The 19,998-nt window shown below is 30.4% G+C and carries 10 protein-coding genes; 5 read left to right on the top strand and 5 right to left on the bottom strand.

The genetic code is table 11. The features are described from left to right. Positions 1–65: 65 nt before the first annotated feature. Positions 66–1,691, bottom strand: a complete 1,626-nt coding sequence (locus tag Q1A15_RS17405; protein ID WP_299627072.1) for a tetratricopeptide repeat protein — start codon at positions 1,689–1,691, stop codon at positions 66–68. 35 nt (positions 1,692–1,726) lie between these two features. Then, on the bottom strand, positions 1,727–3,610 hold the full coding sequence (locus Q1A15_RS17400) for a hypothetical protein (RefSeq protein ID WP_299627070.1): 1,884 nt from the start codon (positions 3,608–3,610) through the stop codon (positions 1,727–1,729). A gap of 258 nt (positions 3,611–3,868) precedes the next feature. Between Q1A15_RS17400 and Q1A15_RS17395 the strand changes: the two genes are divergently transcribed. The 3 genes from Q1A15_RS17395 to Q1A15_RS17385 are packed head-to-tail and all read left to right on the top strand — an operon-like array spanning position 3,869 to position 7,913. Then, on the top strand, positions 3,869–4,297 hold the full coding sequence (locus Q1A15_RS17395) for a hypothetical protein (protein WP_299627068.1): 429 nt from the start codon (positions 3,869–3,871) through the stop codon (positions 4,295–4,297). A gap of 27 nt (positions 4,298–4,324) precedes the next feature. After that, entirely contained in the window at positions 4,325–5,626 is a 1,302-nt protein-coding gene (locus Q1A15_RS17390) for a hypothetical protein (RefSeq protein WP_299627066.1), read from the top strand. A 40-nt stretch (positions 5,627–5,666) separates the two neighbouring features. After that, on the top strand, positions 5,667–7,913 hold the full coding sequence (locus Q1A15_RS17385; protein ID WP_299627064.1) for a T9SS type A sorting domain-containing protein: 2,247 nt from the start codon (positions 5,667–5,669) through the stop codon (positions 7,911–7,913). 101 nt (positions 7,914–8,014) lie between these two features. On the opposite strand, the gene Q1A15_RS17380 is transcribed toward Q1A15_RS17385, so the two are convergent. The 3 genes from Q1A15_RS17380 to Q1A15_RS17370 all read right to left on the bottom strand — a co-directional run bounded on the left by Q1A15_RS17380 (position 8,015) and on the right by Q1A15_RS17370 (position 13,146). Then, positions 8,015–8,836, bottom strand: a complete 822-nt coding sequence (locus Q1A15_RS17380) for a DUF4249 domain-containing protein (protein WP_299627062.1) — start codon at positions 8,834–8,836, stop codon at positions 8,015–8,017. Between the two features lie 4 nt (positions 8,837–8,840). Further along, a complete protein-coding gene (locus Q1A15_RS17375; RefSeq protein WP_299627060.1) occupies positions 8,841–11,210 on the bottom strand; it encodes a TonB-dependent receptor in 2,370 nt (789 codons plus the stop codon). A gap of 271 nt (positions 11,211–11,481) precedes the next feature. Beyond that, complete coding sequence (locus Q1A15_RS17370; RefSeq protein WP_299627058.1) at positions 11,482–13,146, bottom strand: tetratricopeptide repeat protein; 1,665 nt, start codon at positions 13,144–13,146, stop codon at positions 11,482–11,484. A 259-nt stretch (positions 13,147–13,405) separates the two neighbouring features. Here Q1A15_RS17370 and Q1A15_RS17365 point away from each other — a divergent pair, with 259 nt between their 5' ends. Beyond that, positions 13,406–19,675, top strand: coding sequence for a BspA family leucine-rich repeat surface protein (locus Q1A15_RS17365; protein ID WP_299627056.1), 6,270 nt, complete (start codon positions 13,406–13,408; stop codon positions 19,673–19,675). A gap of 140 nt (positions 19,676–19,815) precedes the next feature. Beyond that, entirely contained in the window at positions 19,816–19,989 is a 174-nt protein-coding gene (locus tag Q1A15_RS17360) for a hypothetical protein (RefSeq protein ID WP_299627054.1), read from the top strand. The last annotated feature ends 9 nt before the right edge of the window (positions 19,990–19,998 follow it).

The raw sequence follows: 19,998 nt of genomic DNA, 5'->3' as shown, positions 1-19,998 counted from the left end.
TAGCGTTGTTTTTTTGCAACCTTAGATGGGGCTTAAAATGTTGGAAAAAGAAGGTTTTTTAAGATTTAAAGTGATTTGATATAATCATCAAGAGAATCTTTGGCTGTTAAGTTTAATTTCTTTTTTAATCTAAATCGAGTTGATTTTATAGCGTCAAGACTCGTTTTTCTTAAGTTGGAAATTTCTTTTCGAGAAAGTCCTATTTTAATAAAAGAACAAACCTCAATATCTGTTTTTGTAAGGTTAGGATGTAGATTTTTTAAGTTTTTCAAAAAATCATAATTCAAAGTTTCGATATTTTGTTTTAGAACTACAATTTTAGAATCTTCTATTTTATCGGCTTTTAAATCGGCTATTATACTTTTAAGAGTAACACCTTCTTCTTCATGAGAAAGTTTAGATAAATTTTCAGCAAGCTTTTCTTTAGATCTGAGATGAATTATGGTTTCAGTCAATAATTCATTTACTTCTTGTTTTTTGCTAGTAACCTCTGTATTTAAATCATTAATTTCATTAAATAATTGATCTTGTTTAATCTTATTTTTCTTTTTTATTTTTAAATACAACAGATATCCTAAATATAAAGTGAGTAAACCAACGATAGATATAATTATTAAACTAGCTAAATACAATTGTTTTTGAATTTCTTCTTTTTCTAATTGTAATTCTATCCTTCTTCTTTCTTCTGCATTAACTATGCTATCTGTTATTCGTACTTTTTCAAAAGAATGCGTCATTTCAATTTCTTTAAATTTTTTCGCATTATTTATACCGTTAATTTCCTTTTGAATTTTATTATATGTTGTTAAATCATTAAAGGCTAAATCAAATTTACCCGCTGATTTATATACTTCTCCTCTTATCTTGTATACATCATAAATACGGTTCATCATATTTATTTTTGTACCTAACTTTATTGCTTCATTTGCATATAACAAAGCTTTATCGTTATCATTTAATTGAAAATATGTTTCAGCAATTTTTTTACTCGTAATTGTTGCAGATAAATGCTTGTTAACACTTTTAGTATATTTTAAAAAATTGAGTTGTAAAGGAAGTGCTTCTTTATATCTTTTTTGATCTAATAATAAACTTGATTTATTACCATATACACCTTGTAGAACATCATGAGCTCCAGATAATTTTGAATGATAAATTCCTTTATCAAAAGCATAAAAAGCAGAATCTATCTGATTGATTTCTGCATAACATTTCGCAATATTACTATAATTAAGGCCTAATAATCTGTGGTTTTTATTATTAGTATTTGTTTTAATAGCCTTTTTAAAGTTAATAATTGCTTTATCACATTCATTTTTAAACTTGTACAACATAGCAATGTTTCCATAATTTACACCTAGATATATGGAATCATTTGTTTCAATAATAATTTTTTGAGCAGCCAAATAATCTTTTAATGCTCCAGAATAATCTAAAGACCTTCGTTTATATACTCCAGATTGAATCAGTAATGTTTTGTGGTGTTTTATGTTATTATAACTGTCTTTCTTAAGAATTTCTCTAATCTGTTGATGATATGTTGGAAGTTTATCTGTATTTCTACTTTTTTGATATGTTCCTAAATCTAAAAGATGTTGCACTTTTAAAGAATCATTAGGAGCATTATTAATTTTATTTTCAAAATCTATTACAACAGAATCCTTTTCTTGTGAAAAGGAACTCAAAAACATAAAGAAAAATATTATAATGAGTTTTTGCATTTACTTTAAATGGATTTTATGTATTCATCTAGTGATTGATCAGCACCAAGATTCAATTTCTTTTTTAATCTGAATCTAGTAGATTTTATAGCATCTAAACTCGTTTTTCTTAAGTTAGAGATTTCTTTTCGAGAAAGCCCAATTTTAATAAACGAACACACTTCAATATCTGTTTTAGTAAGATTAGGGTGTATGTTTTTCAAGTTCTTCAAAAATTCATAATTCAAAGACTCAATATTTTGTTTTAGAAATACAATTTTAGAATCTTCAAGTTTGTCTGCTTTTAAATCTGCAATAATACTTTTTAAAGAAACACCTTCTTCTTCATGAGAAAGCTTTGATAAATTTTCGGCAAGTTTTTCTTTAGATCGAAGGTGAATTATGGTTTCAGTTAATAATTCATTTACTTCTTCTTTTTTAGTAGTAACTTCTGAATTTAATTCAACAATTTCTTTTGATAAAGCTTTTCTTTTACGTTTAGCTCTTTTCCAGAAAACATAAAAAATCATAAATGCAATTAAAAGAGCAATTAGTAAAACTGCTAAAGTTAATCTTGCTTTTTGTTTTTCAATTTCTTTATCTTTTTCTAATAGTTCAATTTCTGTTTTCTTTTTAAAGATTTCCTGATCTTTACGCTCCGTTTCAAACTTAGATTGATAGTATAAAAAGGTGTTGTCTTTAATTAATTTATTATCTGCTTCTTCTAATTCTAAATAGGTGTTTAAATGCTCAAAAGCTTTTTTGTACTGACCCGTAGCTCCGTATACTTTGGCAATTTCTTTTTCTGCCTTTTTTACATTTTCTTCTTGTCCATTTTGTCCTTTAAGTGCTAGAACTTTTTTAAATGCATTTTCTGCCTTAGCATAATCTTTTTTTCGAACATATACTTTCCCTTGATACTCATAATTCATTCTTTGAAAGAAATCAGGAGCACTTGTTTTTTTAACCCAACCTTTGGCTTCTTCAAGATATTTTTCAGCTAGAGTAATATTATCTAAATCTAAATTATAGTCTACTTTTAAATTAGCTAAGAATAATTGAGATAATACCTTCTGCTGTTTGTTTGTTATACTATCAGAATAAATTGTTGTTGAATCTATGTATTTTTTTACGTCAGCATAATTTTTAGCTTTTTGACTGATTTTTGCTAAATTTCCATAGGCATAATATAAAGATTGGTAATCTTTATTTTCTTTTGCATTAGCTAAAACTCGTTTACGCTCAGCAATAGCTTTTTCAAGAAAACCGTTTTGAGAGTAAATACCAGCTAATTCTGATAATGTAAAGTTTTTATAAAAGTTGTCTTTTAATTCATCATATAACTTGTATGCGCTTTCGTAATAAGTAACAGCATTTAAAAAATCATCTGAATCATTATAAACTTGTGCAGCAAACAAACGAGCATCTGCAGCATTAATTAAGCCTTTATTTTCTTTAATAAAAATATCACCAGAACGCTTATAATCTGCTATTGCTTTTTTATACTGGTCTGTATTATAGAAATAACTCGCTCTTTTTAGTAATATATGTGCTTCTGTAGTTGGATCTTTGTAAAGTGGTAAATATTCTAACATTTGATCTACATAGTATTTTGTAGAATCTAGTTGAGAAATACTAGTAAAGTGTTCTATTAAAAAACGAGATTTGTTACCTAATTTATCATATTCTTTAAGCTCTTTAGCTAAAGCAAGATATTGCTTTAAAAATTTTACTTTTCTATCAGATCCTTCACGAATCGTCTTTTTGGTAATATCATTTAAAATTTCAAGCTGAGCCTTTTTGTCTGTAGTGTTTTGTAATTTCTCTGATAATTCTTCTACGGAATCTTGAGAGAAAATTTGAATGGTAAAAACTAAAAAGAAGATTGATAATAAAACTTGTTTGATCATTTGATATGCTTAAAATTAAAACATCCTTTTCATTTTCATCTTTAAACTCTTTTCCAATTGCAATATTAATACAAATAAAATTTAATTGTAAAGAATAATTTTTGATTGAAAAATAGAAAGATATATAAATCACTGAATCAAAATGAAAAAAAAAGTTAAAAGGTTAAAAAGAGTAGACGAATGTCTACTTTGTTTATGAGAAAATCATAATATAAAAGTTAAAATAAATAGAGGTCAAGTTTAAGTAGAGTAGGAAGATTGGTTGATTTAGATCCTCAAGATCCAGAAGATAATGAATTGGGGGATCAATGGAATGATGCTAATGTAGGTAATGGGTCTATATCATTAGGAAATTCTACTGCTGCAGGAACAAACACCATTGCTATTGGTGATTCAAATTTATTGACTTCTGCTGCAGGAGAGTCAATTGCCATAGGAAAAGGAAATGAAATTACAGCAAATACAAGTTATGCATTTGGTTTTGGAAATAGATTGAATGGTTTCGGTTCAGTAGCTGTTGGTTTTGAAAATATGTCTGCTGGATTAGCTGCGGTAGCAATTGGTTTTGTAACGCATGCAGGAAGTTATGCACAAACTACGGTTGGACTTAACAGTAAGGTTGTGGATGGAAATAAAAACACCTATGTTGCTACAGACCGTTTGTTTGTAATAGGAAATGGAACTTAATCATTACAAAGAAGTGATGCTTTAGTAATGCTAAAAAACGGTAATACTACTTTAAATGGAAAATTAACAATTGATGGAGATAACCAAGGAACTGGAACTTCATATACATTACCAGCACAAGATGGTACTGCAAATCAAATTTTAAGTACCGATGGTAGTGGAAATGTATCTTGGATAAATGGAAATAGTGGAGCAACTTCCTTTTCAACTACAAATAATTTAACTAGTAATGCTTCTGGAGATGTAACTACAGATGATTTTGTATTTGGTAGTACGCAGTTAGATAATGATACATCTACTTTGGTTGATGATTTTAGATTCTTTTTCGATAAAAGTAAAGGAGCTTTTAGAGCAGGTAGAGTATTTAATAGTGATTGGGATGAAGCAAATTTAGGACAATATTCAATTGCATTAGGAAGAGGAAATTTAGCATCAGAAAATGCATCTTTTGCTGTCGGAGAAAGTAATGTTTCTTCAGGATCTTCATCTATGGCTTTAGGAGAAGGAAATGAAGCAACAAATTATGCAGCTTTTGCAGCAGGTTATAATAGTATTGCTTCCGGGGATTCTTCTGTAGCAATGGGTGATGGAAGTAAAGCTACTGAACAAGATGCTGTAGCTATTGGAGAATCTAATCAAGCATCAGCAATTTCAAGTGTTGCAATTGGTAATAGAGCAGTTTCAGATAGTTATAGCCAGGTTTCATTAGGAATGAATAATACCGCAATTACTGGTAATTCGAGTCGCTTTGTTGCTACAGATCGTTTGTTTGTAATAGGAAATGGAACTTCATCTTTACAAAAAAGTGATGCTCTAGTTGTACTTAAAAATGGAAATACAACTTTAAATGGTTCTTTAACAATTGATGGAGATAATCAGGGTTCAGGAGCTTCTTATACATTACCTGCGCAAGATGGTACTGCAAATCAAATTTTAAGTACCGATGGTAGTGGAAATGTGTCTTGGAAAAATAATACAAATACAATTGGAAGTTACATAATGGGAACTCTAAATACTGCTAACGGTTGGGGGAACTATAATGCAGCATTTGGAGTAACCAACTTCCAAGATGTTCGATATAGACTAATAAATAATACAGTAACCTTAGAAGGTTTGGTAAGAAAAAATGTAGCGATAACTAATGGAGACATTATTATGACTTTACCTGTTGGTTACAGACCTGTTAAAACAAGAATTTTCTCTCTTCAAACAGAAAATGGAGCAATGAGAGTCGATGTTAATCCATCAGGAACAGTGGTTGTTGCAAGTGGATTTAGTGTAAATCAGAATTGGGTTTCTCTGGACGGAATAACATTTAGTATAGATTAAGTAACATATTAGTATTTTTATAACTCATTAAAAGAAAAGCATGAAACAAAAATTATTCTCAATTTTTACTTTAATTACGGTGTCAATTAATGCTCAGTCTCTAGAAAGATTTGTAGTAGCTTCTTCAGGCGGTTCATCATCTAATGGAACTTTTCAGATGGATTTCACAGTCGGTCAACCAGTAGGAAAGATAATAGAAAACTCAAATACAATAATAACACAAGGATTTCAACAATCGAGATCAAGTAGTAGTGTTCCTACGATTGAATTATCAGCTAGTTCAGATGGAACAACAGTAATCACAACTATTGGATACCGTAATACAGGAACTTTAGGTCTAGATCCTGGCTTCGATGTCGGTAATTTTGGAGGAGCAAGTTTTGATGTATATACACATTTAGTTGACGGTTCATCTACTGCTGATTTTACTTTTCAAACACTACCGGATTCAAATTATGAAACTATGGTTATTCCTGTTGGATTACAAGCAAATTCAGGAAAGGAAGTTGAGTTTTCTGCGAGCAATTCAAATTTACCAGCAGGATTACAGGTAGTTATTGAAGATAGAACATTAAATATTTTTACAATATTAGATGGAGTATCTACGTACACAGTGCAATTAACCAGTAATGAAAGCGGAATAGGTAGGTTTTATTTACATACTAGACCAGAAGAGGTTTGGGATGGGAGTACAGGTTCTGTTTGGAGTGAATCTACTAACTGGAGTACAGATATTACACCATTAGTTACAAGTAATGTTAGAATACCAAATGTAGCAAACAGTCCAGCAATTACAGCTACTGTAATTGAAGCAAATAATGTAACTGTTGAGAGTGCAGCTACTTTAGATATAAATGCTGATGGAGGAATTACAATCAATGGGAATTTCGACAATAGTGGAGCTGTCGCAATAGCATCGTCTGCCACAACAAGTGGAACTTTTATTGTAAAAGGAACAGCTTCTGGATCAGTAACTTTTGAGCGTACAGGATTACAAGCCAATAAATGGAGTTTAATCACAGCTCCGGTTTCTGGACAAAGCGTCAAAGAATTTGTAGAAAATGTAAATAACGATATTCGAGTAAATCTTACGGTAACTCCAAATCGTTACGCTGTTGCGTATTACGATGATACTAGAGCTGCCGGCTCTAAATGGGTATATTATACAGCTGATGATTTGACAACAAATGCAATTACATTTCAAAAAGGACAAAGTTATATCGTTTCTAGAGGAACAGATGGAGCAGTAAGTTTCTCAGGTACAGTAAGTACTTCAGATGAAACTATTAGTGTAAATGCAGATCAATGGAACGCTGTTGGAAATCCATATACAGCATATTTACCAGTTAACAATAATACTGATGTAAACTTTATTCAAGAGAACTTAAGTAAGTTCGATCCTGTGAATGTTGGAGTTTATGTTTGGGATAATTCTCAAAATAAATATGTAGCAAAAGGATTAATCGATGCCGCTACTTCTTTAACAGTCGGACAAGGATTTTTTATGAGAGTTAAAACAGGAGAAACATCAATTACTTTTAAAGAAAGTCAACGTTTACATGATGCTTCTGAAGTACAGGTTTTTTCAAGAGGAACAGAAACTCCTGTAATTACAGTTTTAGCAACTCAAAACAATGTTCAAGTAGACACTAAAATTAGATTTTCAAATTCTACATCTAAAGGTTTAGATCCAGGATATGATTTAGGAAACTTTGCTAGCGCTAATTTTGATGTGTTTACTCGTTTGTTAGAAGATGATAAAGAAAATGATTTTACAATTCAATCTTTACCAGAATCAGAAATATCAACTGCAATAATTCCTGTAGGAATTACTTCCGAAGCAAATCAAACTATAAAAATTTCTGCCAATGCAACTAACTTGCCAACAAGTTCTGGTGTGTATTTAGAAGATAAAGTAACAGGAGATTTTACTGCGTTACATAATGGTGCTGAATACACATTTAAAACAACTGAAAAATTAAACGGAATTGGTCGTTTTTATATTCATACAGCTGAAAGAGTTTTAACTGTTGATGATGAATTAGTAAATAATGAAGTTATCAATATTTTTAAATCAGGAAAACAAGAAATTACAATTGCAGGTATAACTACTAAAGAAGCAGTAAAAGTTCAGTTATTTTCAATTTTAGGAAGTGAAGTTCATAGTGAAACTGTTCAAGGAAATAATACTATAACTATTACTCCGAATACTATGGGAACTGGAGTTTATATTGTTAGAGTAGGAGTAGATGGAAAAGAAGTAAATAAGAAAATAATTATTGATTAATTGTTTAGATATAACATTTTGCAAATAAAAAATCCCACAGATAATGTGGGATTTTTTTGTTTTTTATAAAGAATAAAACTGTTTAAGCTTCTTCTTATCCATTATTGAACCGTATAATTCGTTCTTTCAAACTGACTTAAACGGAAAAAACCTAAAACTTCTTCATTAGGATCGTTTGCATTCACACAATTCCCTCTTAATTGTGCAGGAGTAGTTTGAAATGGTCCACCGCCACCTTGAGTTCCAGATTGCTGAATTAGCTGTTCAATATAAAAATAGAACTCTTCAGAAATTCCAAATACTTTAATATCAATTTCTGTTCCTGGAACATTTTTCTCGTCAAAATGTAAAACAAAAGCTTCGTTACCGTTTACAAACTCATCTCGAACAGAAGCTAATGAAGGCACAGCTAAGTTTTCTTGAATAAATTCACCTAAATAGTAATTTACTTCATTTGCAGGATCATCAAAAAGTACACGAACTCTATATTCATCTTCACTAAAACCATCTTCTTGAGTAACACTATTAATTTCAGTAAAACCAATTAATGTTTCCGAAGCTGTATAAGTTTCTCCGTTGTAAACAATAACTAAATTATAAACAGTACCAATTTCAGGATCAAAATTAGTGGTAGTATATTCTCCATTATTTTGATCATCAAAAATAAACTGAGCACCATCATTTTCTTTTGTAACAGTTACTGTTGCTCCAATTACAGGAACATTAGGATTGCTATCAAAAAACGCAGTAGAAGTACTTAATTTAATAGTTTGTTCGTTACCCGTTGTTCCTTTTTCCCAGTTAATAGAAGCTTCAACAACTAAACGTGGTCCACCGTTAGGAACATCAACATCAACAACATCAGTACAAGATGAAAAAATAGTACTGATTGCTATAAACAGGATATAAGTTAATTTTTTCATTGTTTTAAAATTTAAAGTTATAAGTTACTGAAGGCGTAATTCCGAAGATAGAAGTTCTTTCAGCTTCATTTAAACCAGATTGATTATTTACACCAAAACTAATTGATGCAGCATTTCTTTGTGAATACAAGTTATAAATACCAAAAACCCATTCTGCTTGCCATTTTCTATTTTTATTATTTCTAGGCTTTAAAGTAGCAGAAATATCTAAACGATTGTATGCAGGTAATCGATCTGCATTTCTTGTAGAATATGTAGGAATAGATAATCCATTATATTGAAATTGTCCGTTTGGATAAGTAACTGGACGACCAGTTTGGAAAACAAAATTCGCATTGAAAGTCCAGTTATCGCTTACTTTATAATTTCCAGTTACAGATAAATCGTGAGTTCTATCAAAAGGCGTGTTGTACCAATCTCCGTTATTTAAACCAGGTCCACCTGCACGTCCGCCTAATGTTCTTTGTTCAGATTTAGAAAGTGTATATGCAATCCAACCTGTTAAATCTCCTTTGTTTTTACGTAATAAAAATTCTAGTCCGTAAGCTCTAGCATCACCGTTTAAGATTTCTCTTTCAATAGTGTTTTGAGCAATTAATTCTGCACCATTAATATAATCTACACGATTTTTTACAGTTTTATAATAGGTTTCTGTTTCAATAGAATACGTATTATTTTTAAAGTTTCTGAAATAACCAATAGCATACTGATCGGCAATTTGTGGTTTTAAAAACTCTCCACTAGGAGCCCAAATATCTAAAGGTGTAGCAGAAGTTGTATTTGAAATTAAATGTAAATATTGCGCCATTCTATTATAACTGGTTTTAATAGATGACTTTTCATTTAATTGGTACGATAAAGCAAATCTTGGCTCAAAATTTCCGAAGCTAGCAATGCTTTCTTTATCTCCGTAAGTTATTTGTCCTGTAGGATTAGCACGTTCGTAAATTCCTAAAGTAGGATTATAAATTACAGGTAAATCGTTAGCATAAGTATTTAAAACCTGACTTCCAAATCTATTGAAATAACTGTAACGTAAACCATACATTGCAGTTAGGTTATTTGATATTTTGTGTTCTAAACTTGCATAAATTCCAGTTTCAACAGCGAACTTTTTATCTAAGAACTCTTCATTAATAGAAGAAGCAGGAGTAAGTTTACGAATTTCACCTGGATTAAACTTGTAATATATTCCGCTAACTCCAAAATCGAATTTTAGCTTATCATTTAAGTAATAATCGATATCATATTTTAAATTGTAATTATCGATACGCGATAACCAATCTAATCCAACAAATTCTAGTTGTAAATCGTAATTATATCGACTGTAAATAGCAGATAAGTTAGAGAATAACTTATCACTAAAAATGTGATTCCATCTTAAATTTGCTGATAAGTTTCCATAAGAGTTAAAGAAAGAGTTTTCAAATGTTACATCATCATTTCCGAAGTAAGTCGAGAAAAATAAACGGTTTTTATCATTAATTTGGTAGTTTGTTTTTAAGTTTAAATCATAGAATCCAACTCTATTTTCATTATTTGCTAGCGCAAGAAAAATATTAGCATAAGAAGCTCTACCTGCAACTAAGAAAGATCCTTTATCACCAAATAAAGGAGCTTCGGCCGTTAATCGACTTGATATTAATCCGATTCCACCAGTAAGTTTAAATTCTTTATTGTTTCCGTCTTTCTGACGAACATCTAAAACCGACGAAACACGTCCACCAAATTTAGCTGGAATTCCACCTTTATATAATTTTACATCTTTAATAGCATCGTTATTAAAAACAGAAAAGAAACCGAATAGGTGAGAAGCATTATAAATAATTGCCTCATCTAGTAAAATTAAATTTTGATCTTCAGCTCCACCACGGACATTAAACCCAGAAGCTCCTTCACCAGCATTAGTTACACCAGGTAATAATTGAATTGATTTAATTACATCAACTTCACCCAAAACAACAGGAATCTGTTTTATGGTTTGTGAGCTAATTTTAGTGACACTCATTTGTGGACTACGAAGATTTACTTTTTTGCTTTCTTCTGCACTAATCACAACTTCATCTAATATATTGGCGTCTTCGCTTAAATCGGCATTAAACTTTATGTTTTTGGTCAGTTCAATTTCTTTTTCAAGAGGTTTGTATCCAATGTAAGAAACACTTAACGTGTAATTTCCTTTTGGTGCGGTAAGTGAATAGAAACCATATTCGTTAGTTATAGTTCCTCTACTTGTACCTTTTAAAAACACGGTTGCTCCGAATAAGGTTTCACCGTTAGCTTTGTCTTTTAATGTACCACTAATAGTAAATTTATCTTGAGAAAAACTTAAGAGTGGAATTAAAAACAATATGATAATTGTATAAATTCTCATAGTTTGTTACTGCTTTTTTGAATGTATTATGTTTAACTTTTTTAGTTAAAATTTGAATAATTATTATCTTAAATAATCAGTAAAACAGTTTATAATGAATTGTTTAAAGTTGTTTAATGATTTTATAAGAAAACTTAAACAAAATTATACTATTAGTTGTTAGTATCAAAAATTGAAAGCTAAATTTTATATTAAAAAAATGTGAAATAATACATCTAAGTAAATGTTTCAATTGTATAAAATTTATAAGAAAAGTAAGTGAAATGTGGGTTTAATGAATATTTTGAATAAAATATTCTAGTTCTATTTCTTTAGGGATTTCTAATTTTTTTCGAATTCGATAACGAGCCGATTTTACAGAAGATAATGTCACGTTTCTAATATTCATAATCTCTTTAATGCTTAAATTCAGGTAGATAAGATTACAAATTTCACGTTCAGATTTTGTGAGTTGCGGATACAGTTTACTAAGTTTTAATTCAAAACCTTCGTTTTTAAGTTGTTGTTCTTTAGAGATTTCATCTAAACGTTTTTCAGTTCTTACCTGATGTTCAATTTGAGATAACATCGATTGGTATTGCTGTAAAAGTTCTTTTGAATTGTTCTGAGATTGTAGTTTTTTTACATTCAACAATAAATCTTCTTTAAAATCAGAACGCATTTTATGATCGGCTAATAATCGGTCAATCTTGTAGCGAAGGGAAACTACTTTTTCATTTAAAAGTTCAGTTTCTAATTCTTGCTCTTTAAGTTGATTTTGATATACTTTACGGCGTTGTCTGAAAAATAAAAACAAAACACTCAAACTAATTAAAGTTAGAATCAATAAAGCAGCATACAATTGTTTTTGTATACGTTGATTTTTAGCTTCAGCTTGCAATAGCTTTTTATTGGTTTCAAAACTAAGTTTATCTACAGAAAGTTTTTTATCCTCTTGATATGCTAGCTCCAAAGCAGCTATTTTTTCAATTTGTTTTAAAGAAAATACGGAGTCGTTATATTTTTTATACAAACGATACTTTTCTAAAGCTTTTTTATAATCGTTTTTAGCTTTATAAATTCTGTATCGATCTAAATTAATCAGAGAGATTATTTTTTTGTTTTCATATTGTTGACTAAGGATTTCAGAACTGTCTAAATAAATTAAAGCATTACGATATTCTTTTAATCTTCTATAACAAGTTGCTATGCTTTTATATGTGGTTGCTTTACGTTCTATTTTTTCAGACTTTGTGTATATTCCGAGATTTGTTTTTAAAATACTTAAAGCCTTGTTATATTGTTTTTTTGCTCGATATATTCTTGCATAAACAGTATTTACATCAGCTGTACGAATCTTATCATTTAATAAGTACAATTGAGCTTTATCTAGAGCTTCTATAGCTTTATCATAGTTTTTCTTCTTGTAATAAAAATTTCCATAGTTGTGTAAAGAAATTCCATAATCAATAGAGTCGTGTGTTCTTAAAGGAAGTGCTAATTCCATATAAGAAATAGCCTTGTCATATTCTCGTTTGGCAGAAAATAGCATAGCTATATTATGATAAGATCGACCAATTTTAGCTTGATCTTTACTTTGTTGTTTTACTTTTAAAGCTTTTAAGTAGTATTCTAAAGCGGTATCAAAATTACCTTTTCTTCGTTCTATAATTCCCAAACAATCGTAAGCCAAAGCAATCATTTCTTCCTTATTGGCGTAAGTGTAGTTTGAATTTAATTTATCTAAAGAGTTATTAAAATATTGCTGAGCTAATGTTGGATTAGAAGTGTCTGTTAGAATTCCTAAATCCATTGCATGCGTAACATAAAGAGAATCGTTTGATGCGTTTTTTAAAAGAAAAGTAATAGAATCTTTTTTATGTTGAAGTTGTTGTGCCGAAGCAAAAGACAGCACAAAAAAACATACGGGGATTAAAAAAAAACGAAATGTCTTCATAAGCCGCAATATCCGAATAAAATTGGAGATTTTCTAGTTTTGCGACCTTTTGCGACCACTAAAATTTGCATTTTTTAAAATGGTAAAATTCCTTTGCAATTCAATTAAATGAATTCAAATACGGTATTAAATGTCCGTTTTTTGTCTATCATTTTTTTAATAGACTTTTAGAACTAATCTATTTCTTTGAACTCAGTTTTTAAGTGCATAAAAACTATAAAAACCAATTTAAAAAACATAATCTCTATACCTCATCAAAATGAAAAAAAATTACCTCTTATTACTATCTCTTTTTCTCTTTATTAAAGTTTCAAATGCGCAATTTATTTTTAAAGTAGAAACTACAAAAGCCAATGAAACTTTTGTTATTCCTACTAAAGCTGGAGAAACCTATAATTATCAAGTATCATATACAAAAGGAGCTGGAGAATTACCTCGATTTGTAACCAGTAGAGGAAATACAACATTAACATTCGATAATCCAGGAATTCATACTGTTGAAATAAATTTAGTTCCTGGAGATTTCTTTAATGAATCTTACTTTCCAGCAATGTATTTCAATAAATCTGGGGATAAAGATAAAATAGTATCTATCGAAAAATGGGGAAATAACAAATGGACAACCATGGAAAATGCATTTGCAGGTTGTTCAAAATTAGTTATCAATGCTACAGATACCCCTGATTTAAGTTTAGTAACAAACATGTCTTTTATGTTTGAAGGAACCACAAATCTGGAAGATTTAAAAGATCGAATTGGAAACTGGGATATCGAAAATGTTGAAAATCTTACTGGAGTTTTTAAATCTTCAGGTTTTAATGAAAATATTAATAATTGGAACGTAAGTAATGTTCGTTTCATGGATTCTCTTTTTGAAGGAGCTTCTAATTATAATCAACCTTTAAATAATTGGACGACGACAAGTTTAGAGTACGCAAATGCTGTTTTTAGAGAAGCAATAAACTTTAATCAACCATTAAATAATTGGAATATGAGTTTGGTTAAAGAAATCGGACAAGTATTTCTTTTAGCAGAATCATTTAGTCAAGATTTAAGTTCTTGGGACATCAGTAACGTAACTGAAATATCACAAATATTTTTTGGATCAAAACTTAATGTAGCAGATTATGATGCTACCATTTTAGGTTGGTCGACTTTAAGTGCAGGTGAAACAGCTATTCCTTTAAATATAGAAATAGCAAATTCATCTTCAATGAAATATTGTGATTTAGAAGGAAGGTTGAAATTAATAAACGATTACAATTGGTCTTTTACAGGAGATATACATTCTTGTCGAGAAGAAGATAAGTTTATTACTACTTGGAAAACTAATGCAGATGGACTTTCAGGAATAGATCGAAGGAAAGTAACAATACCAACCGACGATTCTCATTATTATCACTATACAGTAGATTGGGGAGATGGAAATATCGTTAGTAATTACAATGGTAATGCTACGCATACTTACACAACTCAAGGAACTTATCAAATTAAAATTTTTGGAATTTTTCCAGCAATTAGATCTTTATCAAATTTGTCTAAAATGGCACTACAAATTGAATCAGTTGATCAATGGGGAAATATGGAATGGCAAACTTTTAAATCAGCATTTGATGGATGTAGAAATTTAGATGTTTTCGCAACAGACATTCCATACCTTTCTAATGTTACAGATATGTCATCAATGTTTTTTGAGTGTTTTAATCTCGGAAATGCTGGAACTATAGACTTTTCAGGATGGAATACGAGCAATGTAACTAACATGTCTAGAATGTTTTTCAGTGCAAATAAATTAACAAGTGCTAATATTGGAAATTGGAATGTTGGTAAAGTAACAGATTTTAATAACATGTTTTCAAGTGCATCAGTATTCAATGAAAACTTAAATAATTGGAATATTGGTGAAAATGTTACTGGTACAATAGATATGTCTGCTATGTTTCTTGGTGCAGGTAAATTTAACTCACCTTTAAATAATTGGGATGTAAGTAAAGTATATGATTTCATTTATACCTTCAGAGGAGCATTTGAGTTCAATCAAGATTTAAGTTCTTGGGATATTTCTAGTGGAACTGCTTTTATTGGAATGTTAGATGCTACTGCTTTATCCGTAGAAAACTACGATAAAACACTACAAGGTTTTGCAAGATTAGATGCTGGAGAAACTCAAATTCCTACCAATATTAGATTTGGAGCTTTAGAAGTTGGTTATGGAAATCCTGAGTACAGAGAAACATTAAAAAATACATACACTTGGACTTTTGAAGGTGATATATTTGAAGGAATAGAAGAAGAAAAGTTTATTACTACATGGAAAGTAGAAGCAGGAGATTTGTCTATTCCTATTTACACTTTTGGAGGAGCAACTTACAATTACACCGTAGATTGGGGAGATGGAACAATTGAATCTGGATTTACAGGTGATACTACACATACTTATGCAACTGCAGGAACGTATACTGTAAAAATTTATGAAGATTTTCCACAGATGTACTTTTTTAATCGTGATGGAAAAGAGAAGTTAATCTCTATCGATCAATGGGGAATACAAAAGTGGTTTAATCTAGATTTTGCTTTCTACGGATGTTCTAATTTAGAATTAAATGCTGATGATATTCCAGATTTATCCCAAGCAACTTCAATCGGAGCGATTTTTCAAAATGTTACAGCTTTTACAGATGCTAAAGACAAATTAAAAGATTGGGATGTAAGTACAATTGAAAGTTTTTCTTTTGCTTTTCAAGGTACAGCTTTCAATAGAGATATCAGCGGATGGAATATGCAAATGGCAGAAGCCATAGATTTTATGTTTGCAGATAATGCAGTGTTTAATCAACCTGTAGGAAATTGGACGTTCAATAATTTAAAAACAGCATCTGCAGTTTTTAGAAATGCAACTAGTTTTAATCAAGATCTTTCTAATTGGGACGTAAGTAAAGTTGATTTATTTGAGTTAATGTTTGAAAATGCCACTGCTTTCAATCAAAGTTTAGCAGATTGGGATATCAGTGAAATGCGTTTTATCAATAAAATGCTAGACAATTCAGGGATGAGTGTTGCTAACTATGATGAAACCTTATTTGGTTGGGCAGGTTTAGATGCTGGAGAAACAAAAATTCCTACTGGAATGGATTTCAATTCTACATCATTACAATATTGTAACGGAGCTTATGCTAGAAATCAATTAGCAACAGCGCATTCTTGGGCTTTTACTGATGGCGGACAATCTTGTGCTGAAGAAACAAAATTTATTACTACTTGGGAAACAACAGGAACTAATGAGAGTATACAAATTCGTACTTCCGGAAGTGGTTCTTATTATACGATTGAATGGGGAGATGGAGTAGTAGAAACAGATCGAGGAGGTAATTCTTCTCATACTTATGCAACTCCAGGTATATATACAGTAAAAATATCGGGAGCTTTTTCAAGATTATATACTAATAATTTCATTAACATAGGAAATAAGATGCTTTCTGTAGAACAATGGGGAACTGGAAAATGGCTTTCATTTGATAGAGCTTTTGAAGGTGCAGGAAATATTGTTATAAATGCCACTGATACTCCTAATTTATCGAATGTAACAAACATGTTCGAAGCTTTTAAAGATTGTAAAAAATTAGTTGATAATGGTGGACAAATGAAGAACTGGAATGTAAGTTCTATAGAGAATTTTACAAGTACTTTTCAAGGAGCAACTTTGTTTAATGAAAATTTAAGTGATTGGGATATTAGTAATATGAATAGTGCCAATAACATGTTAAGTGGAACAGCATTTTCTACTTCAAATTATGATAAAACAATTATTGGTTGGGCTACAATTCAAGGAGATGAAACTATTCCACAGAACATTAATTTAGGAGCAAATGGAATTAATTATTGCGTTTCAGGAACTGAACGAGATTTTTTAGCAAGTAATGGATGGAATTTTACAGATGCAGGGCAACAATGTAAAAGTCAAGATGCATTTATTACTACTTGGAGAACAACAAGTGAAAATGAAGAGATTATTTATCCAGGAGTTACCAACGGTAGAACTTATAATATCGATTGGGGAGATGGAACTTTAGAAACAGGAGTTACTGGAACTATTTCTCATACTTATTTAACATCAGGTGATTATCAAGTTAAAGTAACAGGAGATTTAACGTCATTCTTTATTAATGATTCACCAAACAACGATAATTTATTATCAATAGATCAATGGGGAAGTATTCGTTGGATGAGTTTAGCAAGAGCTTTTAATAATTGTAATAACCTAGTTCTTAAAGCTAATGATACACCTGACTTGACAAGTGTTACAAACATGAATTTATTGTTTAGTCATTCTGTTAATTTTGAAGATTTAGGAGGACGAATTGGAGACTGGGATGTTAGTAATGTTGAAGTTATGGGATATTTGTTTAGAGGCACTGCTTTTAATAGTAATATTAATAATTGGGATGTTCGTAAGGCTATTTTCGTCGGATATATGTTTGCAAACACGACTAAGTTTAATCAACCTTTAGATAAATGGAAATTTGAAAACACGAATAGTTTATCACTGATGTTTATTGGAGCAGAAGTGTTTAATCAAGATTTAAGTAGTTGGAATGTAAGTAGTATTGAGAGTTTTAGTAGTATGTTCGAAAATGCCAAAGCTTTTGATCAAGACTTAAGTAATTGGGACATTTCCAGCGCATTGAACATGACAGATATGTTTAAGGGAGTTACATTATCAAATGAAAACTACGATGCCATTTTAGAAGGTTGGTCTACTTTGGATAATGGAGAAACTCAAGTACCAATTAATGTCACTTTTCATGCAGGAGATAGTAAGTTATGTTTAGCAACTGATGCAAAGGCAATTTTAGAAAGTTCACCATATAATTGGACAATCACAGATGCAGGAAGTGATTGCGAAAATACAGTAGTGTGGTCTGGAGATACTGATATTACTTGGACAGATGCTGATAATTGGGAAGAAAATAATGTGCCATCAACTACAAACGATGTGTTGATTCAAGATGTAACAAATCAACCTGTAATTGACAATGGAGTAATTGCAGAAATGAATGATTTAACGATTAGAACTTCAGCAGGTTTAGAAATTTTAGAAAACGGAGGAGTTGTTGTAAATGGTGATTTAGAAACTGAAGGAGTTATTGAAATAAATTCAGCAACAAATACTAGTGGAACTTTAGTCGTAAAAGGAGAAACCAACGGAATAGTAAATTTTGAACGTTCTGGTTTATTAGCGAATAAATGGAGTTTAGTTACTGTTCCAGTTTCAGGTCAAAGTATTAAAGAGTTTATTGAAAATCCAGCAAATGATATTCGTGAAAATACCACTGTAACTCCGAATCGTTATGCTGTTGGTTATTATGATGATAGCAAACCAGCAGGATCAAAATGGACCTATTATACTGCAGATGATATTGTAACGAATACACTTACGTTTGAACAAGGTAGAAGTTACATTGTATCAAGAGTAACAGATGGTTCAGTAATGTTTACAGGAACATTAGAAACAAATGATGTGGTAATTCCTGTAAATGAAGATCAATGGAATGCAGTTGGAAATCCATATACAGCGTATTTACCAGTGAATAATAATGCAAACATAAACTTTATACAAGAGAATTTAGATAAGTTCGACCCTGTAAATGTTGCCGTTTATATTTGGGATAATGCTCAAAATAAATATGTAGCAAAATCTTTATCAGATCCGAACCTTTCATTAACAGTCGGACAAGGTTTCTTTATTAAAACGAACGTAGGTGTTTCTGCTTTAGATTTTAAAGAAAACCAGAGATTAACTGATGCTACAGGAGTTCAAACTTTTTCAAGACAGCAAAATGTACCAACAATTAAAGTTGTAGCATCTCAAGATAACATAGTTGTAGATACAAATATTAAGTTGATGAATTCTGCTACAAAAGGTTTAGATGCAGGTTTTGATATTGGAAATTTCGGTGGAACAAACTTCGATATTTTTACACGTTTAGTGGAAAATTCAACGCAGAAAGATTTTACAATTCAATCGTTGCCATATTCAAATGAAGAGGAAATCAGAATTCCTTTAGGAATAAAATCTGATGCTAATAAAGAAATTGAAATTTCAATTCAATTAGAAGCTTTTCCAGAAAGTTCAGAAGTATATCTAGAAGATACTGAAACAGGTGAGTTTATCAAGTTAGACAACACAAATTCATATACATTAAAAACTACTTCAGAAATTTCAGGAATAGGACGTTTTTATATACATCTAAAATCAAAAACATTAGATATTTCAGAAGAAACTTTAACTATTGAAAGCATCAATATTTTTAAGTCAGGTAAACAAGAAATTACTATTTCAGGAATTACATCTACAGAAAAGGTTTCAGTTAAAATGTTTTCGGTTTTAGGGAGCGAAGTTTTCAAAACGAATATTAAAGGAAATCTAAATATACGTTTTCAACCAACTTCAGTTGAAACAGGAATTTATATAGTTCAAGTAGAAATAGAAGGAAAGAAAATTAATAAGAAAGTAGTACTTGAAAAGTAATAATTTAAGGTCATTGCGATCCCTATGTTTCGGGAGAAGCAATCTGTAGATTTAGTAACAGAAATAATGTTTTTGAAAGAAATAAAAAGATTATTTCGTTGTTATCACACCTCGTAATGATGGATTTAATTCAGAATAAAATGAAGAAATTAAAACAAACCGAGCATAAAGAAGAAATCACAAGAAAAGAAGCGTTACAAAAAATAGGAAATTACGGAAAATATACAGCAATAACAGCTTTAGGAACCTATTTAATATTAAACCCTAAGAAAGCACAAGCATCTAGCCCTGAAGTACCAGGTAGCGGATTTTAGTTTCTTACA

It is taken from the genome of uncultured Tenacibaculum sp. (assembly GCF_947495995.1).
GTDB lineage: Bacteria > Bacteroidota > Bacteroidia > Flavobacteriales > Flavobacteriaceae > Polaribacter.
This window is presented reverse-complemented; position numbering and strand designations above follow the sequence as displayed.